Source organism: Cytobacillus spartinae (genome assembly GCF_042865285.1).
Classification (GTDB): domain Bacteria; phylum Bacillota; class Bacilli; order Bacillales; family Cytobacillaceae; genus Robertmurraya_A; species Robertmurraya_A spartinae.
This window is the reverse complement of the sequence record NZ_JBIACK010000008.1, coordinates 165,486-190,553: the sequence shown is the minus strand read 5'-3', so window position 1 is coordinate 190,553 and position 25,068 is coordinate 165,486. Positions and strand designations below refer to the sequence as shown.

25 protein-coding genes and 1 other RNA gene are annotated in these 25,068 nt (G+C 36.2%); 19 read left to right on the top strand and 7 right to left on the bottom strand.

The window, feature by feature from the left end; all coding sequences use genetic code 11:
- The first annotated feature begins 25 nt into the window (after positions 1 to 25).
- The 8 genes from ACFYKX_RS16525 to ACFYKX_RS16490 all read left to right on the top strand — a co-directional run bounded on the left by ACFYKX_RS16525 (position 26) and on the right by ACFYKX_RS16490 (position 6,688).
- The gene (locus ACFYKX_RS16525) at positions 26 to 874 is read left to right on the top strand and encodes an ATP-dependent DNA helicase (RefSeq protein ID WP_389362165.1); all 849 of its coding nucleotides are present in this window, start codon (positions 26 to 28) and stop codon (positions 872 to 874) included.
- Positions 875 to 1,156: 282 nt separating this feature from the next.
- On the top strand, positions 1,157 to 1,327 hold the full coding sequence (locus ACFYKX_RS16520) for a YpmA family protein (RefSeq protein ID WP_389362164.1): 171 nt from the start codon (positions 1,157 to 1,159) through the stop codon (positions 1,325 to 1,327).
- A gap of 10 nt (positions 1,328 to 1,337) precedes the next feature.
- The gene (locus ACFYKX_RS16515; RefSeq protein ID WP_389362163.1) at positions 1,338 to 1,811 is read left to right on the top strand and encodes a cell wall elongation regulator TseB-like domain-containing protein; all 474 of its coding nucleotides are present in this window, start codon (positions 1,338 to 1,340) and stop codon (positions 1,809 to 1,811) included.
- A gap of 26 nt (positions 1,812 to 1,837) precedes the next feature.
- Positions 1,838 to 3,031 carry a pyridoxal phosphate-dependent aminotransferase gene (locus ACFYKX_RS16510; protein ID WP_389362162.1) on the top strand — a complete coding sequence of 398 codons (1,194 nt, stop codon included), beginning with the start codon at positions 1,838 to 1,840 and terminating at the stop codon, positions 3,029 to 3,031.
- 247 nt (positions 3,032 to 3,278) lie between these two features.
- Positions 3,279 to 4,571, top strand: a complete 1,293-nt coding sequence (asnS, locus tag ACFYKX_RS16505; RefSeq protein WP_389362210.1) for an asparagine--tRNA ligase — start codon at positions 3,279 to 3,281, stop codon at positions 4,569 to 4,571.
- 182 nt (positions 4,572 to 4,753) lie between these two features.
- Positions 4,754 to 5,464, top strand: a complete 711-nt coding sequence (locus ACFYKX_RS16500; RefSeq protein WP_389362161.1) for a DnaD domain-containing protein — start codon at positions 4,754 to 4,756, stop codon at positions 5,462 to 5,464.
- A 62-nt stretch (positions 5,465 to 5,526) separates the two neighbouring features.
- Positions 5,527 to 6,192, top strand: coding sequence for an endonuclease III (gene nth / locus ACFYKX_RS16495; RefSeq protein WP_389362160.1), 666 nt, complete (start codon positions 5,527 to 5,529; stop codon positions 6,190 to 6,192).
- Entirely contained in the window at positions 6,182 to 6,688 is a 507-nt protein-coding gene (locus ACFYKX_RS16490) for a YpoC family protein (RefSeq protein ID WP_389362159.1), read from the top strand. Before nth ends, ACFYKX_RS16490 begins: the two co-directional genes overlap by 11 nt.
- A 41-nt stretch (positions 6,689 to 6,729) precedes the next feature.
- On the opposite strand, the gene ACFYKX_RS16485 is transcribed toward ACFYKX_RS16490, so the two are convergent.
- Together ACFYKX_RS16485 and recU are read right to left on the bottom strand one after the other, a co-directional pair.
- Positions 6,730 to 9,348, bottom strand: coding sequence for a transglycosylase domain-containing protein (locus tag ACFYKX_RS16485; protein ID WP_389362158.1), 2,619 nt, complete (start codon positions 9,346 to 9,348; stop codon positions 6,730 to 6,732).
- Between the two features lie 119 nt (positions 9,349 to 9,467).
- Positions 9,468 to 10,088: a Holliday junction resolvase RecU gene (gene recU, locus ACFYKX_RS16480; RefSeq protein ID WP_389362157.1), complete on the bottom strand. Its 621-nt coding sequence runs from the start codon at positions 10,086 to 10,088 to the stop codon at positions 9,468 to 9,470.
- Between the two features lie 110 nt (positions 10,089 to 10,198).
- Here recU and ACFYKX_RS16475 point away from each other — a divergent pair, with 110 nt between their 5' ends.
- The 3 genes from ACFYKX_RS16475 to ACFYKX_RS16465 all read left to right on the top strand — a co-directional run bounded on the left by ACFYKX_RS16475 (position 10,199) and on the right by ACFYKX_RS16465 (position 12,429).
- The gene (locus ACFYKX_RS16475; RefSeq protein ID WP_389362156.1) at positions 10,199 to 11,179 is read left to right on the top strand and encodes a DUF2515 domain-containing protein; all 981 of its coding nucleotides are present in this window, start codon (positions 10,199 to 10,201) and stop codon (positions 11,177 to 11,179) included.
- Between the two features lie 450 nt (positions 11,180 to 11,629).
- Positions 11,630 to 11,899 carry a hypothetical protein gene (locus tag ACFYKX_RS16470; protein ID WP_389362155.1) on the top strand — a complete coding sequence of 90 codons (270 nt, stop codon included), beginning with the start codon at positions 11,630 to 11,632 and terminating at the stop codon, positions 11,897 to 11,899.
- Between the two features lie 164 nt (positions 11,900 to 12,063).
- The gene (locus ACFYKX_RS16465) at positions 12,064 to 12,429 is read left to right on the top strand and encodes a YppE family protein (protein WP_389362154.1); all 366 of its coding nucleotides are present in this window, start codon (positions 12,064 to 12,066) and stop codon (positions 12,427 to 12,429) included.
- A 113-nt stretch (positions 12,430 to 12,542) separates the two neighbouring features.
- Here the strand turns inward: ACFYKX_RS16465 and ACFYKX_RS16460 are convergent, their stop codons facing one another.
- A complete protein-coding gene (locus tag ACFYKX_RS16460) occupies positions 12,543 to 12,749 on the bottom strand; it encodes a YppF family protein (protein ID WP_389362153.1) in 207 nt (68 codons plus the stop codon).
- Between the two features lie 291 nt (positions 12,750 to 13,040).
- Here ACFYKX_RS16460 and ACFYKX_RS16455 point away from each other — a divergent pair, with 291 nt between their 5' ends.
- On the top strand, positions 13,041 to 13,679 hold the full coding sequence (locus ACFYKX_RS16455; RefSeq protein ID WP_389362152.1) for a YppG family protein: 639 nt from the start codon (positions 13,041 to 13,043) through the stop codon (positions 13,677 to 13,679).
- Between the two features lie 372 nt (positions 13,680 to 14,051).
- On the opposite strand, the gene ACFYKX_RS16450 is transcribed toward ACFYKX_RS16455, so the two are convergent.
- Positions 14,052 to 14,522: an Hsp20/alpha crystallin family protein gene (locus ACFYKX_RS16450; RefSeq protein ID WP_389362151.1), complete on the bottom strand. Its 471-nt coding sequence runs from the start codon at positions 14,520 to 14,522 to the stop codon at positions 14,052 to 14,054.
- A 214-nt stretch (positions 14,523 to 14,736) separates the two neighbouring features.
- On the opposite strand from ACFYKX_RS16450, the gene hcp reads away from it, so the two are divergent.
- The gene (gene hcp / locus ACFYKX_RS16445) at positions 14,737 to 16,038 is read left to right on the top strand and encodes a hydroxylamine reductase (RefSeq protein WP_389362150.1); all 1,302 of its coding nucleotides are present in this window, start codon (positions 14,737 to 14,739) and stop codon (positions 16,036 to 16,038) included.
- A gap of 68 nt (positions 16,039 to 16,106) precedes the next feature.
- Here hcp and ACFYKX_RS16440 read toward each other — a convergent pair whose 3' ends face one another.
- The 3 genes from ACFYKX_RS16440 to ACFYKX_RS16430 form a co-directional block, all read right to left on the bottom strand.
- Positions 16,107 to 16,799, bottom strand: a complete 693-nt coding sequence (locus ACFYKX_RS16440; RefSeq protein ID WP_389362149.1) for a Crp/Fnr family transcriptional regulator — start codon at positions 16,797 to 16,799, stop codon at positions 16,107 to 16,109.
- 74 nt (positions 16,800 to 16,873) lie between these two features.
- Positions 16,874 to 17,785, bottom strand: a complete 912-nt coding sequence (locus ACFYKX_RS16435) for a peptide ABC transporter permease (protein ID WP_389362148.1) — start codon at positions 17,783 to 17,785, stop codon at positions 16,874 to 16,876.
- Between the two features lie 5 nt (positions 17,786 to 17,790).
- Positions 17,791 to 18,684, bottom strand: a complete 894-nt coding sequence (locus ACFYKX_RS16430) for an ABC transporter permease subunit (RefSeq protein ID WP_389362147.1) — start codon at positions 18,682 to 18,684, stop codon at positions 17,791 to 17,793.
- Between the two features lie 246 nt (positions 18,685 to 18,930).
- On the opposite strand from ACFYKX_RS16430, the gene ACFYKX_RS16425 reads away from it, so the two are divergent.
- From ACFYKX_RS16425 to rnpB, 6 genes are all read left to right on the top strand, one after another.
- Positions 18,931 to 21,210 carry a DEAD/DEAH box helicase gene (locus ACFYKX_RS16425; protein WP_389362146.1) on the top strand — a complete coding sequence of 760 codons (2,280 nt, stop codon included), beginning with the start codon at positions 18,931 to 18,933 and terminating at the stop codon, positions 21,208 to 21,210.
- A 10-nt stretch (positions 21,211 to 21,220) separates the two neighbouring features.
- Positions 21,221 to 22,477 carry a ribonuclease H-like domain-containing protein gene (locus ACFYKX_RS16420; RefSeq protein ID WP_389362145.1) on the top strand — a complete coding sequence of 419 codons (1,257 nt, stop codon included), beginning with the start codon at positions 21,221 to 21,223 and terminating at the stop codon, positions 22,475 to 22,477.
- Between the two features lie 372 nt (positions 22,478 to 22,849).
- Positions 22,850 to 23,194 (top strand): CotD family spore coat protein, encoded by a 345-nt coding sequence (locus ACFYKX_RS16415; RefSeq protein ID WP_389362144.1) that lies wholly within the window; start codon positions 22,850 to 22,852, stop codon positions 23,192 to 23,194.
- A gap of 179 nt (positions 23,195 to 23,373) precedes the next feature.
- A complete protein-coding gene (locus tag ACFYKX_RS16410; protein ID WP_389362143.1) occupies positions 23,374 to 23,937 on the top strand; it encodes a DUF1273 domain-containing protein in 564 nt (187 codons plus the stop codon).
- A gap of 274 nt (positions 23,938 to 24,211) precedes the next feature.
- On the top strand, positions 24,212 to 24,514 hold the full coding sequence (gpsB, locus tag ACFYKX_RS16405) for a cell division regulator GpsB (protein ID WP_389362142.1): 303 nt from the start codon (positions 24,212 to 24,214) through the stop codon (positions 24,512 to 24,514).
- Between the two features lie 80 nt (positions 24,515 to 24,594).
- Positions 24,595 to 24,988: RNase P RNA component class B (rnpB, locus tag ACFYKX_RS16400), an RNA gene on the top strand.
- Positions 24,989 to 25,068: the final 80 nt, after the last annotated feature.

Here is a 25,068-nt window from a genome sequence, read left to right as displayed (position 1 = left end):
TTTAGAAGTTATTGGAGGAATGCAGATGAAGGTGTTGTTCGCCATCCTTTTGGCGTTTACAAATTGGTATTATATTCCGTCTGAATCATCCGTTCCTGTTGAAGTTGAGAATATTGATTTGAACTTAAAGACGAACGAGTTAGCGATAACATTTTTATCATTATCAAGTGGAGAATCCACACTAATTCAGCATGAGAATGGTGAAAATATCTTAATAAATACTGGAAGCAGCGGAACGGAAATTGAATTAAAAAAACTACTCGAACTGTATAATGTAAAAAACATTTCAACTGTCATCTTAACTAAGGACGATCCTTACTTTAATGGGAATTTATCATGGGTCCTTCAAAATTACGATGTTAAACAGTTAATTGTTGGAGAGAGTACGAGTAATCATTTAAAAAGAAAAAAAGAAATTTTTGATGATGTTAGTGTTCATGTATGGAGTAATGGAACAAAACAGCAAATTCTTCCTGGATTGCATACAGAAGTATTATTTGAAGGGGCTCAAGTCCATGAGGGGATGGATTTATCTTTAAAATTTTTGAGACATCGGTTATTAATCCTTACATCAATGAGTGATCGAGCAAAAGCTCAATTGATGGAGAAGAATTTATCAGATGCAAATATTTTTAAAGTACCTCAATTTGCAATAGAGAATTCTTTGAGCCATGAAATGATAAAGCATATGGACCCCCAGATAGCGGTCATATTTTCAGGCGATAATATCAAACCAAGTTCTGATATATTTGAGCTTTTACATGATGAATGGATTGATTTGTATTATACAAAGAAGCACGGTACCATTACGATCAAATTCACCGATATTAATTATGAAGTGATTACGATCTCTCATGGGGAAGAATTTAAGTAGGAAATGAAGGATTATCATAAATAAGATGGGCTACCGCAGATACCATACAGCTTTTCACCGGATACACTGTCTCAAAAAGAACCGCGCATAAAGCGCGGTTAACAGTGTGTGTGTGGACCAGAATGATTTTTGGTTTAAAATATAACAATAAACGTCGATTTATTGAATGTAGCTGTTATAATAATGTTTGAATATGCGGTAACTGTTACGTAATCTTATTTTGTCCTTTTTTGATTAGCATATTAATAACAATTTTTGTCGAGGTTGAGGAGGAATAACCTAATGGAAAGTAAAATAGAAGTATTGTCTACCATAAAGATACAGCACAGTCCTGATTTATATAAGGTTGTAGATGCTTTAAATCGTACACTTAAAGAAAAAGACTTAATGTTTGGTCTTGCCCTTGATCAAGAAGACCAGAATAAAGCTGTTTTTACAATTTATCGTACATAGCGGTGTCAATGTGAAAAAATGGATTTTTATTGTTAGTATCGTAATTGTTATCTTGATAGGTATTATGGTAAACGTTTATTTAAACGCGGTAGAACCGATTAAAACGGCTAAAGAAAAGGCAGAGAACATAGCTATACAAGAAACTTCTCTTGTTACAATGACTGACTTTTCTTTGTACAACGGGTCTTATACATATTACGTTGTAAAGGGTTTAAATGAGGATAAAGAAGAGATTATCGTTTGGATTAATGAAGAGGAACGAACGTTTACCGAAAGAAAGGTTAGTGATGGTATTTCAAGGGAAGAGGCCATCCAGAGGTTATACGAGGAAAAGAGCCCTGAAAAGGTCATGAGAGTACAATTAGGCATGGAAAATGGGGTTCCATTGTGGGAAATTTATTATCGTACTGAAAAAAATTTAATAAATTATTATTATGTAGACTTTAAAACAGGGGAATGGTTAAGGGATATTCAAAACCTGTAAACCAAGATAAAAATGGAGGCATCGGAATGGAGATTAGATTAGCACAAAGAGTTCAAGCTTTAACACCTTCGTCAACTTTAGCAATAACTGCTAAAGCAAAGGAGTTAAAGTCAAAAGGCTATGATGTCATTGGTTTAGGTGCTGGGGAGCCAGACTTTAATACTCCTCAACATATTATAGATGCTGCGTCTGCTTCAATGAATGAAGGCCAAACGAAATACACACCTTCTGCAGGACTTCCTGCACTTATTAAAGAGATCATTACGAAATTCAAAAGTGACCAAGGAATTGACTATAGTCCTAACGAAGTGGTTGTACAAAATGGTGCTAAGCACGCTCTCTACACTCTTTTCCAAGTAATCCTTGATGAAGGGGACGAAGTCATTATTCCTACACCATACTGGGTTAGTTATCCTGAGCAAGTGAAATTAGCAGATGGTGTCCCTGTATTTGTAGAAGGGTCAGAAGAAAACGAATTTAAAATTACGCCAAAGCAATTGCTTGATGCTACTACAAATCGTACGAAAGCTGTCATTATTAATTCTCCGAGTAATCCAACGGGAATGCTATATAGTGAAGAAGAGCTTCTAGAATTAGGGAAGATTTGTCTAGAAAAAAACATCCTAATTGTTTCGGATGAAATTTATGAAAAACTTGTATATGGTGAACACAAACACGTTTCAATTGCCCAACTGTCACCGGAACTTAAAGAACAAACTATCATCATAAACGGGGTTTCTAAATCGCATTCCATGACAGGTTGGAGAATTGGTTATGCTGCTGGAAATCAATCCGTTATTGAAGCAATGACTAATTTATCCAGCCATAGTACTTCAAACCCTACGACTACTGCACAATTTGGGGCCATAGCAGCGTATGCGGGGTCTCAACAACCAGTAGACGAGATGCGAGAGGCTTTTGAAGAGAGACTAAATATTATCTACAATCAATTAATTGATATCCCTGGTTTCACTTGCGTTAAGCCACAAGGTGCTTTTTATCTATATCCTAATGTAAAAGAAGCTGCAAAGTTAACAGGCTATAAGGACGTAGACTCATTTGTTGAGGCATTATTGGAGGAAGCAATGGTTGCTGTAGTTCCTGGCTCTGGTTTCGGAACACCTGAAAACATTCGACTTTCATACGCAACTTCATTAGATTTATTGGAAAAAGCCATTAAACGCATGCATGACTTTGTTGAAAGTAAAATGAAAGCTTAAGAAATTATTAATAGGGTAACACGGCTTTGTTACCGTGATTTCTTTTTAAGACAGTCTTATATTAAAACAGAAGAAAGCGGAAGGACCACCATACTGTCTTTCCGCTTTTAGTTGAATGTCCTATTACTGAACGGTATAATAAATTGATGCTTTTCTTTCTTAGTATGATCGTAAGCAATATAAAATTTTATTGAATGAAGTACATATCTGAGCTTCGCTTAAAGTTTTTGGAGGGAACATAATAGTGATTAAAACAACCATTTCACAAGTATACAAATATGTAGATCAAGAAGTAAAAATAGGCGCGTGGATTGCAAATAAACGTTCTAGTGGTAAAATTGCTTTCTTACAATTACGTGATGGGACAGGCTTTATCCAAGGTGTTATCGTAAAAGCAGAAGTACCAGAAGAAACATTCCAACAAGCTAAATCTGTTACTCAAGAATCATCAGTGTATGTAACAGGAGTTGTACAAAAGGACGAGAGATCTCCTTTTGGTTATGAGTTACTTGTTAAAGAGGTAGAAGTCTTACATGCAGCAGTAGACTATCCAATTACTCCAAAGGAACACGGGACTGAATTCTTAATGGACAACCGCCATTTATGGTTACGTTCTCGCCGCCAACATGCTGTAATGAAAGTGCGTAACGAAATTATTAGAGCGACTTACGAATTTTTCAATGAACAAGGTTTTACAAAAGTAGACCCACCTATCCTAACGGGAAGTGCTCCAGAAGGAACTACGGAGTTATTTGCAACAAAATACTTTGATGAAGATGCATATCTTTCACAAAGTGGACAGCTATACATGGAAGCTGCTGCAATGGCTCTAGGAAAAGTATTCTCTTTTGGACCAACATTCCGTGCAGAAAAATCGAAAACTCGTCGACATTTAATTGAGTTCTGGATGATCGAGCCAGAGATGGCGTTTGTTGAATTTGAGGAAAACTTAGTTGTTCAGGAAGAATATGTATCGCATATTGTTCAATCTGTACTTAAAAACTGTGCTCTAGAGTTAAACACTCTAGGAAGAGATACAAGCAAATTAGAAAACATTAAGGCACCTTTCCCAAGAATTAGCTATGATGATGCAATTAAGTTTCTACATGAAAAAGGATTTGAAGATATCCAGTGGGGCGATGATTTCGGAGCTCCTCATGAAACAGCAATCGCAGAAGCTTATGACAAACCTGTTTTCATTACAAAGTACCCAACAACACTAAAGCCTTTTTACATGCAGCCAGATGCAGAAAGATCAGATGTAGTATTATGTGCCGACTTGATTGCTCCAGAAGGCTACGGTGAAATAATAGGTGGATCAGAACGTATTCATGACTTTGATCTATTAAAACAACGTTTAGAAGAACATGATCTGCCATTGGACGCTTATAAATGGTACCTAGAGTTACGTCAGTACGGTTCTGTACCTCATTCAGGATTTGGATTAGGTTTAGAAAGAACGGTAGCTTGGATCAGTGGTGTGGAGCATGTACGTGAATCTATTCCGTTCCCTCGTTTATTAAACAGACTATATCCTTAATATAGTAAAATGGATGCCCGAGTGTTTTATTTATAGTGCAATATAAAAAAGAGTTCGCTTTGAGCGGACTCTTTTTATGTTGAAAAAACCTTTACGCTTGAAAAAATTTCATGATAGAAACACCCCTCAAAACCTAACTAGTTAAAGTTGCTTCATGTTATACTTATATAGAGGTGTCCACTATGAAAGATAATATTTTACAATGGTTCCAAGAAGGCAATATAACTTTTCCAGGCGCCTTGTTGGCAAATTATAAAAAGATGAATATAGATGAAACGGAACTTGTACTATTGTTACAAGTACACTCATTTATTGAAAAAGGAAATGGTTTTCCAACTCCTAACGATATTTCCTCTAGAATGACAATATCTGTTCCTCAATGTAATGATATGCTTCGTAAGCTCATACAAAAAGGACTAATTGAAATCCAAGATGGCCATGGTGCTGATGGAATACGTTTCGAGAAATACTCTCTTATACCTCTTTGGAATAAGCTTATCGAAAATTTCTTATTAACCCTAAAGGGAAAAGATATGGAAAAGAAACAAAGGGAAGAATCAGATGTGTATTCTACTTTTGAACAAGAATTTGGAAGACCGCTCTCACCATTTGAGTGCGAAACGTTGGCCATGTGGATGGACGATGATCGACATGATCCAATCATTATAAAATCTGCTTTAAGAGAAGCAGTAGTATCGGGGAAATTAAATTTCAGATATATTGACCGAATTCTTTTTGAATGGAAGAAAAATGGCATAAAAACGATTGAACAAGCAAAAAGTTATGGTAGAAAATTTAGGCAATTTCAAACTCAACAACGTGTGAAAATTGATGAAGAAAAGACCCAAACGCCATCTGTTCCGTTTTACAATTGGTTAGATCATAAAAGTTAAGAATTCGAGAGGCGATGTTTCTCTCTTTTTTTTGTATAAAGTAATTAAAATGGGGTGAACACATGTTAAACAAAACTCAAATAAGACATTGCTTAGACCAGATGGGTGAGATGTTTCCAGATGCACATTGCGAATTAGTTCACTCTAATCCATTTGAATTGGTAATTGCAGTAGCCTTATCTGCTCAATGTACAGATGCATTAGTGAATAAAGTAACTAAAAACCTTTTTGAAAAATATAGAAAACCTGAAGACTATTTGAATGTTCCCATAGAGGAGCTTCAAAATGATATACGTTCAATCGGACTTTACCGAAATAAAGCCAAGAACATTCAAGCTCTTTGTCAAATGTTGCTTGATAAATATGATGGGATTGTCCCTAGAGATCGTGATGAATTGACAAACCTTCCTGGGGTTGGTAGAAAAACGGCTAATGTTGTGGTTTCTGTAGCTTATGGAATACCTGCGATAGCGGTAGATACTCACGTTGAAAGAGTAAGTAAGAGGCTAGCTTTTTGCCGATGGAAAGATTCAGTTTTAGAGGTGGAAAAAACCTTAATGAGGAAGGTTCCAGAAGAGGAGTGGTCTGTAACGCATCACCGTATGATTTTCTTCGGTAGATACCATTGTAAGGCACAGAACCCACAATGCCCTTCTTGTCCTCTTTTAGACCTTTGTAGAGAAGGGAAAAAGAGAATGAAGGGGAAGGAACTTGTAAATGAGGGGTAAGAGTAGCATAGAAGTTTCAGCCAAATTAAAACATTCGTTTTTATTTCCTGATGAGTATTTAGATTGGGCTAATGAAACTGAAAACAACTTTTACGTTGAAAGTCCACTTATTTATGAAGTCGCTTTTTATAATGGCATTAAGGCACTAAAGCCTTGGGAAACAATTGAATATATTCCAGTGGTACTAACAGAATGGAAAAAAGTAAAACTAGAAATCGAAAGTAAGTTTGAGAAAAGAGACGCTAAAGGAGCAACTTTACCAATGAGAGTTGGAATTGGGCTCTTTCTAGAACTGTTATTTTGGACGAATGGACAACCAGTAGAGTTAAACCCTATCATCCCCCTGGAGTCCTTGAAAATAAAGCCAGTGAACATTACAGAAAGATTTGCGTTTATCCTCGCTAGACCTAATCTTTTTCACTCCTATAAACAACTAGCAGAGCTAATGGTAGAAATGGAAAAACTGTACGTAAAATCAATCATCGTAAGGAAATGAACAAAAAGAGCGCTTAGCAAAATGCTAAGTCGCTCTTTTTGTTAATCATCAGAATCGGAATCCGATCCCCCGGAATTATCATCTCCAGAATTTCCTCCATCAGAGTTATCCCCTCCGGATTGGCCACCTTGACCAGAACCGTTGTTGTTTCCACCTTGGTTTCCGTTATTATTTCCTGATTGGTTGCCTTCACCTTCGCCATCCTGTTGATCATCTTCATCGTCTTGACCGTCGCCAGCACTATCATCTTCATCGTCATCCCCTAAGTTGAATGGGTCTGGTACCTCAATCATAGTGGTTGCTGGGTCACTCTTTTGTTCTTCACGGACTGCGATAACTTTAAACGAATAATACCCGCCAAATTCAGCTCTTAATCGCAACTCAGTGGATGGTGTAATCGTCAATGGTTGTTCAGCACCATCATTTAATGCAGCAAGAACCTCAAATTGAATATCTGAAGCTTCCTCACCATCTCCATCTAGTGCATATTCCCAAGTAAGGACAATTTCCCCTGTCTCTTCTTCGTATACCGCACTTAGATTGCTTGGTGTTTCTGGTTTATCGTATTTTTCAGATACTTCTGTTGGAGCATGCCCTTTCACAGCATATTCATTCGCTACTTGATCTTTAGGAGTAAATTCACTTGCAAGTTTGGCTGGAATCGTACCTTTTTCAATCTGAACTCTTTCTACGCTGCTTGGAACGGTAAAGTCTGGTGTTTCGACCCCTTGTGAAACATGAGCCATTAAATTCTTAAATATTGTTTGCGAAATTTTTTGTTCTTTACCGATTAGGTAGTTCTTAGTCTGGTTTTCATAACCGGTCCAGACAGCAGCAGTGTAATTCGTTGTATACCCTACGAACCATGAATCTGGAACTGCACCATTTGGTATTCCGTATTTATCTTTGTCTTCTTTAGAATAGTTTGTCGTTCCAGTTTTTCCGGCAACATCAAGTCCTGAAACATTTGCCATTGTACCGGTACCCCAATCAACAACACTTTTAAGCATGTCTGTAACCATAAAAGCCGTATAATCCTGCATAACAACTTCTGTCTCTGGCTTCATGTTTAATTTTGTGCCATCTCGAAGTTCAATTTCTATTACTGAATGGGGAGGTGTAAAGAACCCATTGTTACCAAAGGCACTATATGCTCCTGCCATTTCAAGTGAGGAGACACCTTTATCGGCTCCACCTAAGCCCCCAATAGAGTACGCTTCATGAATTTCCTTTAGTGGAATTCCTAGATTTATGGCAAAGTTTTTTGATTGATCTAGTCCTACCGCCTGCATAGCTTGGAGCGCTGGAATATTTCTCGATAATGCTAGAGCAGTTCTCATGCTCATTGGTCCCATATGTTTGTTATCCCAGTTATTAATCTTCTTACCGTTAGAGTACGTATAAGGCTTATCATCTAGAGCGTGGTACGTACCCCATTTTAGATGCTCAATAGCTGGACCATAATCTAATATTGGTTTAATGGTAGATCCGGGTTGTCGTTTCGAATCGGTTGCATAGTTAAACCCAAACGTCACGTCTTCTTGATCGCGTCCCCCACCTAATGCACGGATTTCACCCGTTTTAGTGTCTAGAAGGGTAATCCCAGCTTGGAACTTTTCATCTGGGAATTGGACAATTTCATTACTGTTTAACATATTTTCAACATAGCCTTGTGCATTAGGATCTAAAGTTGTATAGATTTTTAGCCCTTCAGAAAAGGGATCAAGATCCGGATATTTTTTATTGATTTCTTTAATCACTTGGCCGATAAAGTCATCGTATGGGATTTCTCCGTTTTTACGATTTTTTTCTTCAACTAGACTTGCAGTTACATCAACGCTTTTTGCTTCATCCATTTCCTCTTGAGTGATGAATCCGTGGTGTTCCATTAAAGTGAGAACAATGTTTCGTCTTTTCTCAGCTTTTTCAGGGTTTTCAAACGGATCGTAATTTGCAGGGCTTTGTGGCATTCCAGCTAGTAAAGCAGCTTCGGCTAATGTTAATTCGTCTAGCTCCTTACCATAGTAAACCTTTGCAGCTGTAGCAACACCATGTCCACCGCTAGCCATCCAAATTTTATTCACATACATCTCAAAGATTTCTTGTTTCGTATATTTTCTTTCAAGTTGAAATGATAGCCAAGCCTCTTGAGCTTTACGAGACAAGGTTTTATCATGTGTTAAAAATGAATTCTTAACTACTTGTTGAGTGATGGTACTTGCACCTTCAGAGCCGAATCCATCTGTTACGTTAGCAATTACAGCTCCACCTAAACGAATAACATCAATTCCGTTGTGCTTATAAAATCTAGAATCTTCAACTGCTATAAATGCGTTTTCTACTAGTTTCGGGATATCTTCATATTCAACATAATCCCTGTTCGACGAGCCGACGGTTCCAATTTCCGTTATTAAGTTTTTGTCCATATCGTATAGTTCAGAAGAAATTGGGTCCTTCAACAATTTTTCATCTAATTTTGGTGTATCTTTTACCATAAACGCGAAAGTGATGACACCAGTAAGCAATCCAACAATCCCTAAAGCTATAAGAATTAAAAAGATCCTTTTAAAAAGTCCTTTTGAATTCCTTTTCCCTTTTTTCCCTTCTTTATTGGCAATCTGCTTACGGCGCTCCTCTCTAGATTGATATTTTTCTGCCATATATATGTCCTTCCTTTCTAACAAACCCAATATAAATTTAGAAAAATGAACTTTAAGAGTATATTAACAAATCATTTGTAACATACTAATTAAGTTGCTACGTTCATTTTTTAAAATCATCATGTAAGACTATAAAGGTAATCGATTATTTTAATATAGTCAATCCTCGGTTGATATCCTAGAGGGATATGATGACCATTTTGAATGATTTCCTCTTTTGTAATGGATTTTCTGCCACCACTATTCATTCTCTCCCAAAATTGGAGTAGATGTATAGCCTCGAGTAGATACACTTCTTCAACAGAAGAGAATCTTAGAATGACAAAACAAATTCCACCTTGGGCTACGACATGTGTCATATGTTTTATTTGGTGTTCATGGAAATTACTCAGAGGAAATGAAGTAGTAAACTTTGTTTCTTTTGCTTCAAAATCAATGTATTTTCCTTTGTAAACTCCATTATAATCGGTTGTTGATGCTTGTTTAAAATAAGCTTCCTTAATAACAGCGGCACTTCTCCTAGGATAATCAACGTTAACGATTTGCACAGGTGTTGGCTTCTTATGAATCACGGCTTTCCCACTTAACAAATAGTACTCGTTCGTTTCATTTAAGTCCTCTTCTAAGGTCATTCCTCGATTGCTATACGTAAAGTCTTTTTCTTTTTTATTTCTATTCTTCAGAACAGCTTGTTTCTGTTCCGGAACAAACTTTTTTCCGTTTGGATAATGGAAACTCATATGATAGACACCTCACAAACTAATACCTATCATACCAAATGTCGCCCGTTTTTGGTTGAATAAAAAGCACCAATTAACGAACTATAAAAATACAGTTGTAAATAGGAAGGGTGAGGCGTATTCACTCTTATCAAACGTTAACAAAACGAGAGTTTCATCTGATACATCAAATTAAAGAGCGTACTTCTACTGGAAATCTAGATAATATTTCTAGAACAGAAGCCTATTTTTCTTATTATAAACAACATCATGAAATTCCATGGGCATTTTTAGCTAGTATGGTATCTAGAAATGCAGGGTGGAATATGTGCGACTTGGAAGGTGCATGGTTCCCAAGAGTGATTGATCCAGAGCTGAGAAAGAGTTTATTTCTCACATATGAGAGAGCGAATTGGTTAATCTTCCAAGATGCTTTTCCTCAATTATTGCTCTATCATTATTCGACGAAAATAAATGAGCCAATGTTTCACTTATTAAAATTTTTTCATGTTTCATCCTTTATGGAAAAGGAGTGGAATAGATTTTGGCATCATAAAAATATAGAAAGACTGATGATTGCTCTTATTATAAATGAACAAAATGTCATCCAAAAGCCGGTCATAAAACATCCAATTTATCGGAAAAGAGTTTTTCACTCATTCTTGTTTTACGTACAAGATTGGTTTCATTTCAGTACAGTGTTATTTCCTACTTGTGAAGGAGAGCTTTACGGGGCAAGTGTCTATGGTTTTCAATCGATAGATAATAGGATAAACCTAGGTAAGAGGTTGGCTAGCATTTTATTTCATCCAAATTTGTACGCTTCCTTTTATGATTTCTCAAAAAGGACCGTTCATACTGGTTCCAGAAATGATTATGAGAGGTATCTACATACAAGGCACCAACGGACAACACCGTTTTTAAGAACGACTTATCCGGTTATCGATCATCATATACGCGAATTTGAAGACTGGTCTAAGAAAAGAAAGGTGGCTAAGAAGTGGTTTGCTGAACCCGTAAAACATAAGCACCCAATCCACATAAATGACTGGTTCGAAAAAAAGCAAAAACAGCTCCATTCTTCGATTTTACTTAAGGAAATTTTGACGTGACATAAAGATAAAAAAGCAAGGGCTATACCTTGCTTTTTTACTGTCAGTAAATTTACGTAGACGATCAATTGTACTTTGAATTAAGTAGAAGGACGGTCTGGGCCTTCAAGCTTTTTATCACCATACCCAGCTTTTTTTTCTTCTAAGTTTTTGGGTTGAACCTTGTTTTGTTTTTCTTTATTTCCCATCTTGCATAACACCTCCGATTTTAGTTTGTTCAAGCAAAGGAATTTGCATTCGATGATATTTCACCTGAACTGTATTCTTGTCGAAAATAATCCTTAAAAGTTGAAAAAATCTTCTTTCTTTGCCGAATCTCTTCTAGTTTTGTCAGGGGTGAAGGAACTAGTTTTTAAAGAGCGAATTTAGTGTTATCAGAAGAAACGTAAAGTATCTACAGTGCTAGTAAGCGAACCATTTTAGTGGATAAGAAAGAGGAGGACAATGAACATGGGACAATCACAAGCTCAAAAGGAAGAGATATTATCACTATTAACAGAAATCTATGATCAGCTAGAAGAGTTAGAAAGAGCCATTGATACAAACCTAAGTAAGGAAAGAAAAGAAATGGTAAATCATCAGTCAGAAAAATTGTCAAAGTGTGAGGTACAACTTAAAGAACTAGAAAATAATATGTATAACGTCGTCCCTTTCCATAAAGGAAAAACCAAAATGAATCTCCCGCAGAACAAAAAATTAAATCTAGAATTAGGTTTTTAATAGATAGTTGTTTGTTGAAAGCTAGGTGTCTTTCAAAAAAATGAGCGGTGTTATTTCTCCTTTCTAAACAATACATGATAAAATAATCTAAGTAGCTTTGATTCTTTCATTGCTGCTTTTTGTTTTGAATGGAAACAAGAATCCTTAAGAAGGTGAATATAGTAATGGATACTGTGAAATTAAACAACTTATCAGAAAAGCTCCTTTCATACATGGACTTTATTGAAGGGAGATATCAAGAAGCAAGAAAATCTCAAGAAAAAGGTGATTTTTATACAGAGGTCAAGCCTTTTGCTGATGAGGTAAAAGCTATAAATGATGCGTGGAAGGAAGAAGCAGCCTCTTGGGTAAGAGTTGAGCGACCAAAGCATATTCATTTTAAACAGATTGAGTCTGCTTATGATCAAATTGAAATGTTATCTGTTCAAGCTTTTTACCCAGAAACTAGTCGTACACGCTTCATTAATTATCTTCAATCCGTTAAATATATATTAAAGGTTATGGTGGATGAGCTAAAATTAAACCTTTAACGTGGTAAATTGTCCTGAAACGAATAAAAAAATAGACTGAAAACGAACTCGAGTATTCGAGTCTGTTCTCAGTCAAAGAAACTCACTCAAGGAGTTCCTTTTCATTTTAGTCATTAGTTCTCGATGAGGGAATTTTCTTTATACTCGTCTGGGATTGTAGCACCTTGAGATTCTAAGTCACGAACAAGCTTCCTATAATCACTAGTTGAAATTTCGTTGTAGATATAAGCTTTTTTCGCAAAGTCTAACAATTCATTTACACTTTCTGGTGAGTAGTTTTTAAGCTTAATAAATTTTTGATTTAGTTCGTGAACATTCATGCTAGTATCCTCCTCATCTTTTCTGAAAATAAAATTATGATATAAACATAAAAAGATATTATGTGTATACATCGTAACATGAAAAAATAATTATCCTCGTTTTTAAAAAATTGAAACTTCCGACAAGATTTACTCTTCTATGACAATATTCTTTTTCCATTTCTAACTTATGTTTAACTATTTCCCTCAGCATCCACTTCCTATTGAAACAGTAGCCCATCTCTCATTCACCTTTTAGGCGTTTCACTCATATTCTAAAGTAGTGAAATAGATGAAGGAGGAGGTCTGTCCATGTTTGGCCGAAGTAATAGAAAAGCCTATTTTACTCCCATACAATATCCGATCTATAACGACGGGTATGTACAACAAATAAAAAGTCATGGTCAGAATTACGTAAGACAATCGCCTTATTCAAATTATTCCTTTAATCAGCAGCAGGGAGCTCACCCATACTATTTTCAACAAAATCCTTACAATCAAATGCAACAAAGTAGCTTTCCTAACTCGAATATGCAAAATCACATGAACTATATGTATCCTCCATTTGGTGGGGGAAATCAGCCATTCCCTCAAGCTGGTGGAGAAATGAACGGGTATCCTCAGAATGGGATGAATTCATATTATCAACAGTATCAAGGAGGAAAAAAACATTCTCAGTCTGTACTACAAAACCCACTACAAGAGGAGGAGTCTTACTTTGGTGGGGGAAATACGTATTATGAGAACCAAATGCCCTATATGAATCCATACCCTAAAGCATCATTTATCCCAAGACCACCGTCAGGAATTCAATCGATCATGAATTCTTTTAAGGGTCAGGATGGTTCCTTGGATTTTAATAAAATGATGGACACTGCAGGAGCGATGATGAATGCAGTTAATCAAGTCTCAGGGATGGTGAAGGGGCTTGGAGGAATATTTAAGGTATAGGGTCCCCTATACCTTTTTGCATTTTATTAAGTTTGTGATTGTTCATTATGAATGAAGGGACCTTCAGAAGATGGCAGGTTATAACAATCTCTGTCAAAAAAATGGGATTGTTAAAACATCTGATTTTGCTCTTTTGTTGTAAACAAAGGCTCTTTTCGTAAACTTTGTTACTATTTAGGTACTTTAAACAGCTTTTAAACTGATTATGGTGCTGTTTTCTCTATTTTGGGAATAATAGGTGCCACCAAGCCGCATATAATTCGTGTTGAAGACCATATACGAATAGCAACAACTTATGCAAAAACAGCCTAAACAAAAAAGCAGGGAAGATCCTGCTAGATATTAATGGGATAAACTCTCATTAAAGGAGCGTTAGTCCGTGCTAATATTAATTCTTTTTCCTTTTTGTCTTGGAATACGAATTTTTAACAACCCATCCTGATAGGAGGCTTTTACTTTACTTTCATTGATAGGCTGTGAAAGACCAACAGATCTACTCATTTGTTGCATCGATTGCTTTCTTCGATAAACTCGATTCACATCATCTTCCTCAGTGACTATTTCATTGTTTTTTACGGTAATCGTCAAATAATTATCTAGTACATTGATATATATTTGCTCTTTTTTAATACCTGGAAGTTCAGCTGTCACCACAATTTCATTTTCTTGCTCAATAACATCAATCGGAAATGATGCAAAGGGAGTTCTGAAAAAATCATCGATACTTTGTAAAAAGCCTTTAACGGGCTTTTCATGAAAGAAATCATTCATAGATTTCATTAAATCCCCAAAAGGCTCATGTTTATTTCTCTTATTAGGACCACTTGGAAGATTTGAAGACATCCTATCCACTCCTCTCAACACAAAATCATTCACCATATTGTATGCAAAAATACATAGGCGGTTCATCATTGGCATTGGAAAGAACATAAGATAAGGGCTTTTAAATTTTGAACAAATTTTGACAACTCATAATAATGTGATTTGCATCACACTTAGAAGTTAGAAAGGAAGGTATGCTGTAACAGTAATAAAGATTTGAAAGAGGGGATATGAAATGTTTTGTTATCAATGTGAACAAACGCCAAGCGGGGGATGTAAAGTAATTGGTGTTTGTGGTAAAGATGAAACCATCGCTAGTTTACAAGATACAATTATTTTTGGTTTAAAAGGGATTGCAGCTTATCGTACACATGCAAACCAACTTGGCTATACAGATCCATTCGTTGATGCAACAACACATGAAGCATTATATATGACATTAACAAATTCAAATTTTAATGTACAAGAGCATATTGATATGGCAATGAAGGTTGGTCAATCAGCTGTTCGTATCATGGAAGTACTTGATGAAGCACATACGAAACTACTTGGAATTCCTCAACCAATCCGTGTATCTCAAAACAAGGTGGAAGGGAAGGCCATTATTGTAACGGGGCATAACCTTTTTGCACTAGAAGAGTTACTAAGACAAACAGAAGGTAAAGGAATTAATATCTATACTCACTCTGAGATGCTACCAGCTCACGGCTATCCAGCTTTGAAGAAGTATTCACACCTAAAAGGGAATATTGGAAAAGCTTGGTATGACCAACGTAGATTATTTGAAAAGTTTAATGGAGCTATTTTGGCGACAACAAACTGTGTAATGCCAATTAAAGGTACGTATGCTGATCGCATGTTCTCATATGAAGTAGCAGGATTAGAAAATGTTCAAAAAATTGTAAATGATGACTTTTCTCCATTAATTAATCGAGCATTAGAACTTCCAGAAGCGAATATTGAGTCAGACGAGACTTTATTAACAGGATTCCATCACGAAACTGTCCTTGGGTTAGCACCTGAAGTGATTGCAGCTGTCAAAGAAGGCAAAATCAAGCGTTTCTTCGTTATCGCAGGATGTGATGCACCGGGGAAAGGTGGAGATTACTATCGTGAGTTAGCTACGTCTTTACCACCAGAGACGGTTATCTTAACAACATCTTGTGGTAAATTCCGCTTTAACGATGTGGACTACGGGACAGTTCCTGGGACAGACATCCCACGTTATATTGACTTAGGACAATGTAATAACTCAGGATCAACTGTTAAAATCGCAATGGCACTTGCAGATGCATTCGAGTGTGAAATAAAAGATCTTCCTGTAAGCATTGTTCTTTCATGGTTTGAACAAAAGGCAGTAGCTATTTTACTTGGATTATTTAGCTTAGGAATCAAAGATATCCGTATTGGACCTAAGCCTCCAGAGTTTATCTCAGAAGGAGTTATGCAGGTTCTTCAAGAGACATTTAATTTAAAGCTGATTGGAACTGCACAAGAAGATATGGCTGATATGCTTGGCTTAACTAAAACCGAATAACAAAAAAGAAACCGTAGATGTTCATCTGCGGTTTCTTTATATGTGAAATCTAACAGAAGCGTATCCTTCTATAATAACTGCTCCAGCAGAACCTCAGGATTAAATGTCATATCCCCACTCCCGTCTACTTCAATCAGACCATCTTTTTTCATCTTAGTGAGGGTTCGACTAACCGTTTCTCTAGTAGTGCCAATCATATTTGCTAAATCTTTATTGGTAAATTCCCCTCGTAGCAATAATTGCCCATCGCTTAGCTCAATTCCATGCAATCTAGCGAGTCTAATAAGAAGTTTGATGATTTGTTCGTACGTATTATTAAGAACTTGAGCTTCTAGACGTTCCTGAAGGTCAACAATTTTTTCCCCTAACACTTTAAAAACCTTGATACAAAGCTCTGGGTTCTCCAAAAGAACTTTTTCGAATTGAAGAATCGGGACTGCGACAAGGCTTGCATTTTCAATTACCTCAGAGTACGCAGGATAACCTCCTTTTCTAAAGAAGCCTACGTGAGGAAACATTTCTCCTTGTTTTAATATAGCGACAATCTGCTCTTTCCCATTGATATCACTTTTATATACTTTAATTTTACCGTGGTGAATAAAGTAAACATTTTCAATGGGCTCGTCTTGCATAAATACATGACTACCTTTTTTATAGTCCCTTGAAATGGAGATTTCCACGATTTTGTCCATCTCAGAGGGACTCAAGTTTTTAAATAAGGAAAACTCTGATAGTACTCGTTTAATTTCATCTATTTTCATCGTACACCTCTAGCTCTATTTACTATATTTATTCTATCAAAAAAAGCCGTTTATAACGGCTTTCCATGAAAAAATTAAATATATTGTACTTTTTTCTTGAAAAAGTTTTGTAACCCTTGTGCAAATAGATTGAAGGTAAAAATAGCATAAGTCATAGCAAGAGCAGAATAGAATGGGATCCAGATCGGGCCCCTAACATCTTCGAATGCCTCCATCAACATCATCGGCCAAGAAATTGATTCGTTTATAACCTTATACATTCCGCTTTCAAGTTGGATTAACTCTTGTAGAATATAAATTCCGATAAAGCCAAGTTGGCCCAATAAAAACATAACTCTTCCTAAGTCAGAAATCATATACACTAGTATTTTTCCATACAGAAAGGGCAAATAATAAGTTCGGAATAATGTAAATGAAGAGGATCCAGAACTAATTCCACCTTTTATATACTCTTTTGACGATATTTCATCAAACTCAAGTTTAATCATATCTGCAGCCCTTGCTACTTCCACTAAAGCGATGATCATAACTAGATAATGTGGCCTAAAATCATTAAATAGAATCGGTGGAAGGGTTGCAATTAGAATGACAATGATGATGGTTGGAATATAAGAGAACAGCCCATTCATCCAATTTAAAAAATGATGAGTTCCTAGTATTTTTTTATGAGCAAAATAAGATAAAGGAATGGCAAATAGGTAGCGAATGACCGTAATTAATACAACCATAAGCAAGGTTTCTTTTGCCCCCAGAATGAGTAGACTTAACAAGTCACGTCCCGTTTTGTCTGTTCCTAACAAAAACTCATCAGATGGAGGATAAGGGGGGATTATTGGCTTTCTGTTTTCATCTAGTACATACGTAATGGTCTCTAATTCGCGATCAACAATGGGAGTATAAGGCCCAATAAAAGTGATAAATAACAAAAGTATTAATAAAATTGAACCTACACAAAAGAGATAGTGCTTTTTTAAAAAATTCAACATTTTTTTCATCTCATTTCTTTTGGAACTAAAATGGCTTTAATACTTTGAGAAATTATGATGGTTGCAAACATAATAAACAAAAACGGTAGCATAAACGCCAAGGCTCTTACCTCATCATTGTTTAATATACTATTTAGTAATTGTATACCTGCCCCATTAAAACCAGAGAGTTTCTCTATAATCGGTAAACTAGATAAGATATAAAGCATGACTAGCTGTGCTTGATTTAAGATCGTTGGCCAGCAGTTCCAAAGCATATGTACCAATGCTTTCACATTACCAAGTCCTTTTGCATACGCAGTCCTTAAGTACTCCTGCCCTGTTTCATTTTCCAATGAAGCTGCTGTAAATCTTGTCATGTGAATAAATGGGAAAAGCAGTAATGATAATAATGGGATAATGAAGCTATACCAATTTTCATGTCCATATAAATTAAAATGCGGCAGACCAGCATGGATAAGTTTTATTAATAAGAACTGAATGGCAATGTAGAGAAAGAAATCTGGGATAGACGAGAAAAGCCATGATACAAATGCACTAAACTTCCCTCTTTTTCTATTACGGTAGTAAAATTGCAAAATACCAACGAATGTTCCAAGAATCATGCTTATTAAAAATGCAGGAATAATTATCTTTAAACTGCGACCTAAAAATGTATTAACTTCCTCAGAGATGGGGACACCGGTCCTAGATATTCCAAACCCTTTTTCCTCTTGAAAATATGTAATGAATTGTTCAATTCGTTCCTTATACACTTCTATCCCAAAGGGGTACTCTACATCTATTTCAAAGGCGTCTATCACATGAATTTCCTGTTCTCTAGGTAAGAGTAGGATGAGCATGAAACCTAATAAGATAAGCAGAAAAATCAATGTGCTCCTAACTAATTGCTTTACCATTTCTATCCTCCAATGTAATTGTTTAAATTTTTGAACAATATTGAAATTTTATTGTTACAAATGTTTTAGATTGTGTCAAATTTTCCCTTTTATAACTAGATAATGAGATTGATAGTTTTATATTTAATTAGACGATAACCATTTACATTTTTGTTCAAAAAAAATTACCATAAAAAAATAAAGTTAATATCTTTTTTTGCGAACGTTTATTCGATATGATAGAAATATCGAGAGGTGACAGGAAAAATGAAAGTGAAAAAGTCTCTACAGGATTTTTTACAAGGGCTGAAAATAGAAAATACTTTTAAAGAAAATGTTGTTCATTGGAAGACAATAGAGGAGAGAGAAGCTAAAACGGCTGATTTGCCTTCTAATATTCATCCACAATTAAGGGATGCGTTACAAAAAAGGGGAATTAATCAGCTATATACTCACCAAAAATCAGCTTACGAGGCGGTTCAAAGTAAAAAGAGTATCGTTGCAGTTACACCTACCGCTTCAGGAAAAACCATGTGTTATAATCTGCCCGTTCTTCAAACGATTGTTCAACAGCCTCAAGCGCGAGCATTATACATTTTTCCTACAAAAGCGTTGGCTCAAGACCAGAAAAGTGAAATAAATGAGATCATTCAAGAATCGAATTTGGATATAAATAGCTATACATATGATGGAGACACACCAGCAAATATCCGTGAGAAGGTGCGTAGAGCAGGGCATGTTGTGATTACAAATCCTGACATGCTTCATTCAGCCATTCTCCCCCACCACACGAAATGGGTTTCCCTCTTTGAAAACTTAAAATATGTGGTCATTGATGAGTTACATATTTATAGAGGGGTGTTTGGAAGCCATGTAGCGAACGTGGTTCGTAGGTTGAAAAGAATCTGTCGTTTTTATGGAAGTGACCCCATTTTTATTTGCACATCTGCTACGATTGCTAATCCGTTAGAATTAGCGGAAAATTTGACGGGAGCAAAGATGGAGTTAATTGACAACAACGGGGCTCCAAGTGGAAGAAAACATTTTCTATTTTACAACCCTCCAATCGTCAACAAGCCATTAAATATAAGAAGAAGTGCAACTTTAGAGGCTAGAAAACTTGCTGGAGAGTTATTAAAAAATAGGATTCAAACAATCGTTTTTGCAAGAAGTAGAGTAAGAGTAGAAATCCTTCTTACATACTTACAAGAACTTGTAAAACACCAATTAGGTCCTAAAGCCATCAGAGGCTATAGAGGAGGGTATTTACCTACCGAGCGTAGAAAAATCGAGCAAGGTTTGCGAAATGGAGAAATTTACGGAGTAGTAAGTACAAATGCATTAGAGCTAGGTGTGGACATTGGGCAATTACAGGTTTGTATTATGACTGGCTATCCTGGATCCATTTCAAGCTCTTGGCAGCAAGCTGGAAGAGCAGGTAGAAGGCATGGGGAGTCTTTGGTTGTCATGGTGGCAAGCTCAAGCCCGTTGGATCAATACATCGTTCAGCATCCAGAGTATTTTTTTACAAGAAATCCAGAAACAGCTCGAATTAATGCAGACAACCTCATCATTTTAATTGACCATATTAAATGTGCTGCATACGAGTTACCTTTTAAAAAAGGAGAGCAGTTTGGATCATTAGAGACAGAAGATGTTCTAGAATATTTAGTGGAAGAAAGAGTTCTTTATCAAAATGGTGAAAAGTGGTACTGGATGAATGACTCATTTCCTGCTACGAACATTAGCCTACGGTCAGCTTCACAAGAGAATGTTGTAATTATTGACCAATCGGATATTGCCAATGTAAAAGTCATCGGAGAAATGGATCGCTTTTCAGCCATGACCTTATTGCATGAGGAAGCGATTTATTTGCATCAAGGGGCACAGTTCCAGGTAGAAAAACTAGACTGGGAAGAAAAGAAGGCTTTTGTAAGAGAAGTGGATGTAGATTACTTCACGGATGCTAATCTTGCGGTAGAATTAAAGGTTTTAGAAATAGATAAGAATCGCTCAATCAGTTCGACAGAGATTGGCTATGGGGATGTAAGTGTCTTAGCGAAAGCAACGATTTTTAAAAAAATAAAATTTGAAACCCACGAGAATATTGGATCTGGACCTATCCATTTACCTGAAGAAGAGCTTCACACAAGTGCTGCGTGGATTTCAATTGATGAGGAAGCATCTAATTTCACGAAGGAACGATTAGAAAAGGGGCTTATAGGAACAGCACATGTTTTAAAGCATATTGCTCCACTGTTTGTGATGAGTGACCCACAGGATATTCACGTCGTTCCACAAGTGAAGGCTGTTCATAATGAAAAGCCAACTATTTTCTTCTATGACAGGTACCCTGGTGGAATAGGCTTAAGTGAGAAAATCTACGATGGGATTGAGACCGTGTTACAAGATGCTGTAGGAATGATAGAGCGATGTCAATGTGAGCAAGGATGTCCATCCTGCATCGGTACAGATGTTTCGACTGAATCTGGTAAAAGCGATGTTTTGAAAATCTTACGGAAGTTTTCATCTAGTATGGCAGGGTAGGTGTAAGATATTGTCACTGAAAAACAAACTAAATCGTTTAAAACCGCATCTCTCATTATCATCGTCAAATTTAACAGTCAATATGGAGAAAAATTTAGATAACACTGGGTTAAAAGAGGACATTCCATATCTTATCGAGTGGAAAAAGGACTATGTTTCTCCTTTTTATTTTGATGGTGAATATTGTTTAGTGAGGGAAGTTCGTTACCCATTAACACATACGTATGGAAAATACCGATTTTCTGATTTTATCAGAGCGGTAGAGGCATGGAATCATTCATCTATTTCACATCCATTATCTTCGAAGGGATTTAAAGCAGAGGACTTGTTTTTTTTCGATACAGAGACAACCGGTCTTGGTGGGGGAGCAGGAAATACCATATTTCTATTAGGACATGCTAGTGTAAAAGGTGACCAAATTGTTCTGAAACAGCATTTATTACCCAAACCAGGTGGAGAGATTCCTTTATACCAAAGTTTTTTGGAGAATGTAAATTATACAACTTTGGTCACTTACAATGGGAAAGCATTTGATTGGCCCCAGGTCAAAACTAGGCACACCTTAATTAGAGACCATGTACCCAACCTGCCTTCCTTCGGTCATTTTGATCTATTTCATGCAGCAAGAAGACTTTGGAAGCACAAGTTAGAACGGATGAAACTTTCTATAGTTGAAAAAGAAGTGTTGAATATCGAGAGGAAAGATGATGTCCCAGGATTTTTGGCTCCGATGATCTATTTTGATTTTGTAGAGCGACAAAATCCTGAGGGAATTATGGGGATTTTAAGACATAATGAAATGGACATTTTATCATTGATCACTTTGTATACCCATCTTTCCTTTCAACTCTTGAATGCTGATCAAAACCAAAGTGTGAAAGAAAGATATGAAGTTGGGAGGTGGTATGCCCATCTTGGAGAGAATCAGACTGCTATGGATGTTTTTTCGCAAATCTCTCATGGGGATGAACAAGATGCTGTACAAGCGAAGTTAGCTCTTTCCATGGAATATAAAAAACAAAAGGAATGGAAGGAAGCGGTCGAGTTATGGACAGAGGTTTCTAATAATGGGATAGCCTTATTTGCTTTTGATGCCTGTATCGAATTAGCAAAAGTGTATGAACATAAGGAGAAACAACTAGATAGAGCTCATTTTTATTGCCAAAAAGCAAAGGCATTACTCGCGACAGAATTGGAACATCTGCGACATAAATATGAAAATGAGATTGATAAAAGACTGCTTAGAATAAGAAGAAAATTAAATTAGTATATACAGTAAATTTTGTACTAAAAACACCATAAAAATCCACTATTTCCTAGTTGAATGTGTATCTTTTAACATGTAAAATGTAGGTTGTTATAAATGATATTTAGGTTATAGTGGAGCTGGTTCTTTATGTATAAAGCGATTTTATTCTTATTTTTTCTTGTGATTTGTTTAACAGCATTCTTATTTTCAAACTTAAAAGGCAACTTTTACGCTTTTATGTTTTAAATATAGAAAATTGGCTTATCCAACTAGTCTATTTATGATGAAAACCCATAAAATTAGGTATTTTAATTAGTACAAGATAGTCTCCTTAATCATAGGCTGTTAATGTAAAAACAATAACACAACTATGAAAGGAGATTTTTTATTATGCATCATCACTGCAAACCTAATAATGTACTTCCTGCTGTTGTACACCCAACGAAGTGCTGTGTAAATCATACGTTTACTAATAATGTGGTTCCACACATCCACCCACAGCATACGACAACTGTAAATCATATTAACTTCGAGCATCAACACTTCTTCCCTCAAACACAATCTGTTGTGAATGAGGTAACACACACTCAAGCGGTTGCTCCACCAGCACCAGTAGCTCCTGTTGCTCCAGCACCAGGGCCTGGATTTGGCGGACCTGGATTCGGCGCACCAGGATTCGGTGGACCTGGATTTGGCGGACCTGGTTTCGGTGCACCAGGATTTCGTAAAAAGTAGTAACGATAGTTGATAAGGGCTACCTAGGAAAGTCAGTAGAAGCTGACTTTCCTGGAAGCCTTTTTCTTTAAATATATAAATTTAACGATTTCTATAAACTAAACTACTCAGTGTTTAATGTGAGTAGTTTTTATGTTTTAATAAAAACATAAAACCAATTGAAAAGGGGCCTAAAAAGGTTGGCTAAAGTAGCAGCAGTATCCGGTTATAAGCCTTTTGAGTTAGGGATATTTCAACAAAATCATCCTAGTGTGACATACATAAAAATGGCCATAAAAAAACAACTAGAAGCACTATTAGATGAAGGCCTTGAATGGGTTATGATTAGTGGACAGTTAGGTTCTGAACTTTGGGCAGCAGAAGTTGTATTTGAATTACAAGAAGAGGGCTATGATTATTTACAGTTAGCTTTGATTACCCCCTTTTTAAATCAAGAGGAAAATTGGAAAGAGCCCAATAAAGAATGGTACGAATCGATTATTATGCAAGCTGATTTTGTTGATTCGATTACGAAAAAACCATACGAAAGCCCTGCCCAGTTTCGATTGAAAAATCAATTTTTTATTGAAAAAAGTGATGCTCTTGTTCTTTTGTATGATACGGAAAAGGAAGGAAGTCCAAAGTTTCTGTACGAAACTGCATTGCAATATCAGAGTAAGAAGGAATATGAGATTAGGATGATTACCTTTTACGATTTGCAAGTAGCTGTTGAAGAGGATCAATTAAAAAATCAGGATTTTTAATAAAATGTTTAACACATGAGAGTTAGTCCAGTTCTTTCACACATTTTGTCCTAGTGAGGTATTCCCTTAGAAAGCTTAGAACGTTTATGTTTTGTGTCTGAACATGATATCAAACTCAATTAACTAAAATGATTTTCCCATATTTGTTAATTACGTTCACGTTTTAGTTAATTTTCTGCTAAATTAACTTGAAACTAATAAAGATAAATTGACAAAGGTACATATTTTTGAAAAAATAAAAGATAACGATTGGTGAAATACTGAGGTGAGTTGCATGCTTGATAAAGTTAACCTAACAGCTAAAGATGTTCTAGAAAAAGAATTTAAAACTGCAATGCGTGGATACAAACAAGAAGATGTTGATAAATTTTTAGATCTTATTATTAAAGACTATGAAATATTTCATCAAGAACTTGAGGATCTTCAACAAGAAAACTTGCGGTTAAAAAAGCAGCTGGATGATTCTTCGAGACGTCCATCTACGGCACAACAAACTGCTGGTACGACTAATTTTGATATTTTAAAACGACTGTCAAATTTAGAAAAACACGTTTTTGGAAGTAAGTTGTACGATTAACAGTATTTATCCTTTTTTCTTGTTATTAACCATTGCTAATACATGAGCTATTACATATAATAATATATGTATCGTTAATAGCGTTCGGGTAATCGCTGTGACTCTTAACGAGTTGCAGAGGAAAGTCCATGCTCGCACGAGCTGAGATGCTCGTAGTGTTCGTGCCTAGCCAATTCATAAGCTAGGGCAGCTCGGCAATTAGCTGGGTTGACGGCAGGGAAAATGCCTAAGTCCTTTTTAGGATATGGCATGAATACCTTTAAAGTGCCACAGTGACGGAGCCTACTCAGAAATGTGTAGGGTGGAACGAGGTAAACCCCACGAGCGAGAAACCCAAATAATGGTAGGGGCACTTTCTCTAAGGAACTGAACGAGGAGAAGGACAGATTTAATATCTGTAGATAGATGATTACCACCGGAGTACGAGACGATGAGTCGTTTGTAGTACGAAGGCACAAAACATGGCTTACAGAACGTTATTAATGAATGTTTGAGTGTTTATAAAAGCTCTCCTTGAGGAGAGCTTTTCTTATATACATATAACTTGGATGAAA

Coding starts and splice junctions, on each gene's coding strand:
- hcp (WP_389362150.1), top strand. CDS start 14,737: ATGTTTTGTTATCAATGTGAACAAACGCCAAGCGGGGGATGTAAAGTA.
- ACFYKX_RS16455 (WP_389362152.1), top strand. CDS start 13,041: ATGTTTGGCCGAAGTAATAGAAAAGCCTATTTTACTCCCATACAATAT.
- gpsB (WP_389362142.1), top strand. CDS start 24,212: ATGCTTGATAAAGTTAACCTAACAGCTAAAGATGTTCTAGAAAAAGAA.
- ACFYKX_RS16490 (WP_389362159.1), top strand. CDS start 6,182: ATGAGGGGTAAGAGTAGCATAGAAGTTTCAGCCAAATTAAAACATTCG.
- ACFYKX_RS16465 (WP_389362154.1), top strand. CDS start 12,064: ATGGATACTGTGAAATTAAACAACTTATCAGAAAAGCTCCTTTCATAC.
- ACFYKX_RS16510 (WP_389362162.1), top strand. CDS start 1,838: ATGGAGATTAGATTAGCACAAAGAGTTCAAGCTTTAACACCTTCGTCA.
- ACFYKX_RS16525 (WP_389362165.1), top strand. CDS start 26: ATGAAGGTGTTGTTCGCCATCCTTTTGGCGTTTACAAATTGGTATTAT.
- ACFYKX_RS16435 (WP_389362148.1), bottom strand. CDS start 17,785: ATGTTGAATTTTTTAAAAAAGCACTATCTCTTTTGTGTAGGTTCAATT.
- ACFYKX_RS16520 (WP_389362164.1), top strand. CDS start 1,157: ATGGAAAGTAAAATAGAAGTATTGTCTACCATAAAGATACAGCACAGT.
- ACFYKX_RS16440 (WP_389362149.1), bottom strand. CDS start 16,799: ATGAAAATAGATGAAATTAAACGAGTACTATCAGAGTTTTCCTTATTT.
- ACFYKX_RS16430 (WP_389362147.1), bottom strand. CDS start 18,684: ATGGTAAAGCAATTAGTTAGGAGCACATTGATTTTTCTGCTTATCTTA.
- ACFYKX_RS16485 (WP_389362158.1), bottom strand. CDS start 9,348: ATGGCAGAAAAATATCAATCTAGAGAGGAGCGCCGTAAGCAGATTGCC.
- ACFYKX_RS16425 (WP_389362146.1), top strand. CDS start 18,931: ATGAAAGTGAAAAAGTCTCTACAGGATTTTTTACAAGGGCTGAAAATA.
- recU (WP_389362157.1), bottom strand. CDS start 10,088: ATGAGTTTCCATTATCCAAACGGAAAAAAGTTTGTTCCGGAACAGAAA.
- ACFYKX_RS16500 (WP_389362161.1), top strand. CDS start 4,754: ATGAAAGATAATATTTTACAATGGTTCCAAGAAGGCAATATAACTTTT.
- ACFYKX_RS16470 (WP_389362155.1), top strand. CDS start 11,630: ATGGGACAATCACAAGCTCAAAAGGAAGAGATATTATCACTATTAACA.
- ACFYKX_RS16415 (WP_389362144.1), top strand. CDS start 22,850: ATGCATCATCACTGCAAACCTAATAATGTACTTCCTGCTGTTGTACAC.
- nth (WP_389362160.1), top strand. CDS start 5,527: ATGTTAAACAAAACTCAAATAAGACATTGCTTAGACCAGATGGGTGAG.
- ACFYKX_RS16450 (WP_389362151.1), bottom strand. CDS start 14,522: ATGTCTTCAAATCTTCCAAGTGGTCCTAATAAGAGAAATAAACATGAG.
- ACFYKX_RS16460 (WP_389362153.1), bottom strand. CDS start 12,749: ATGAATGTTCACGAACTAAATCAAAAATTTATTAAGCTTAAAAACTAC.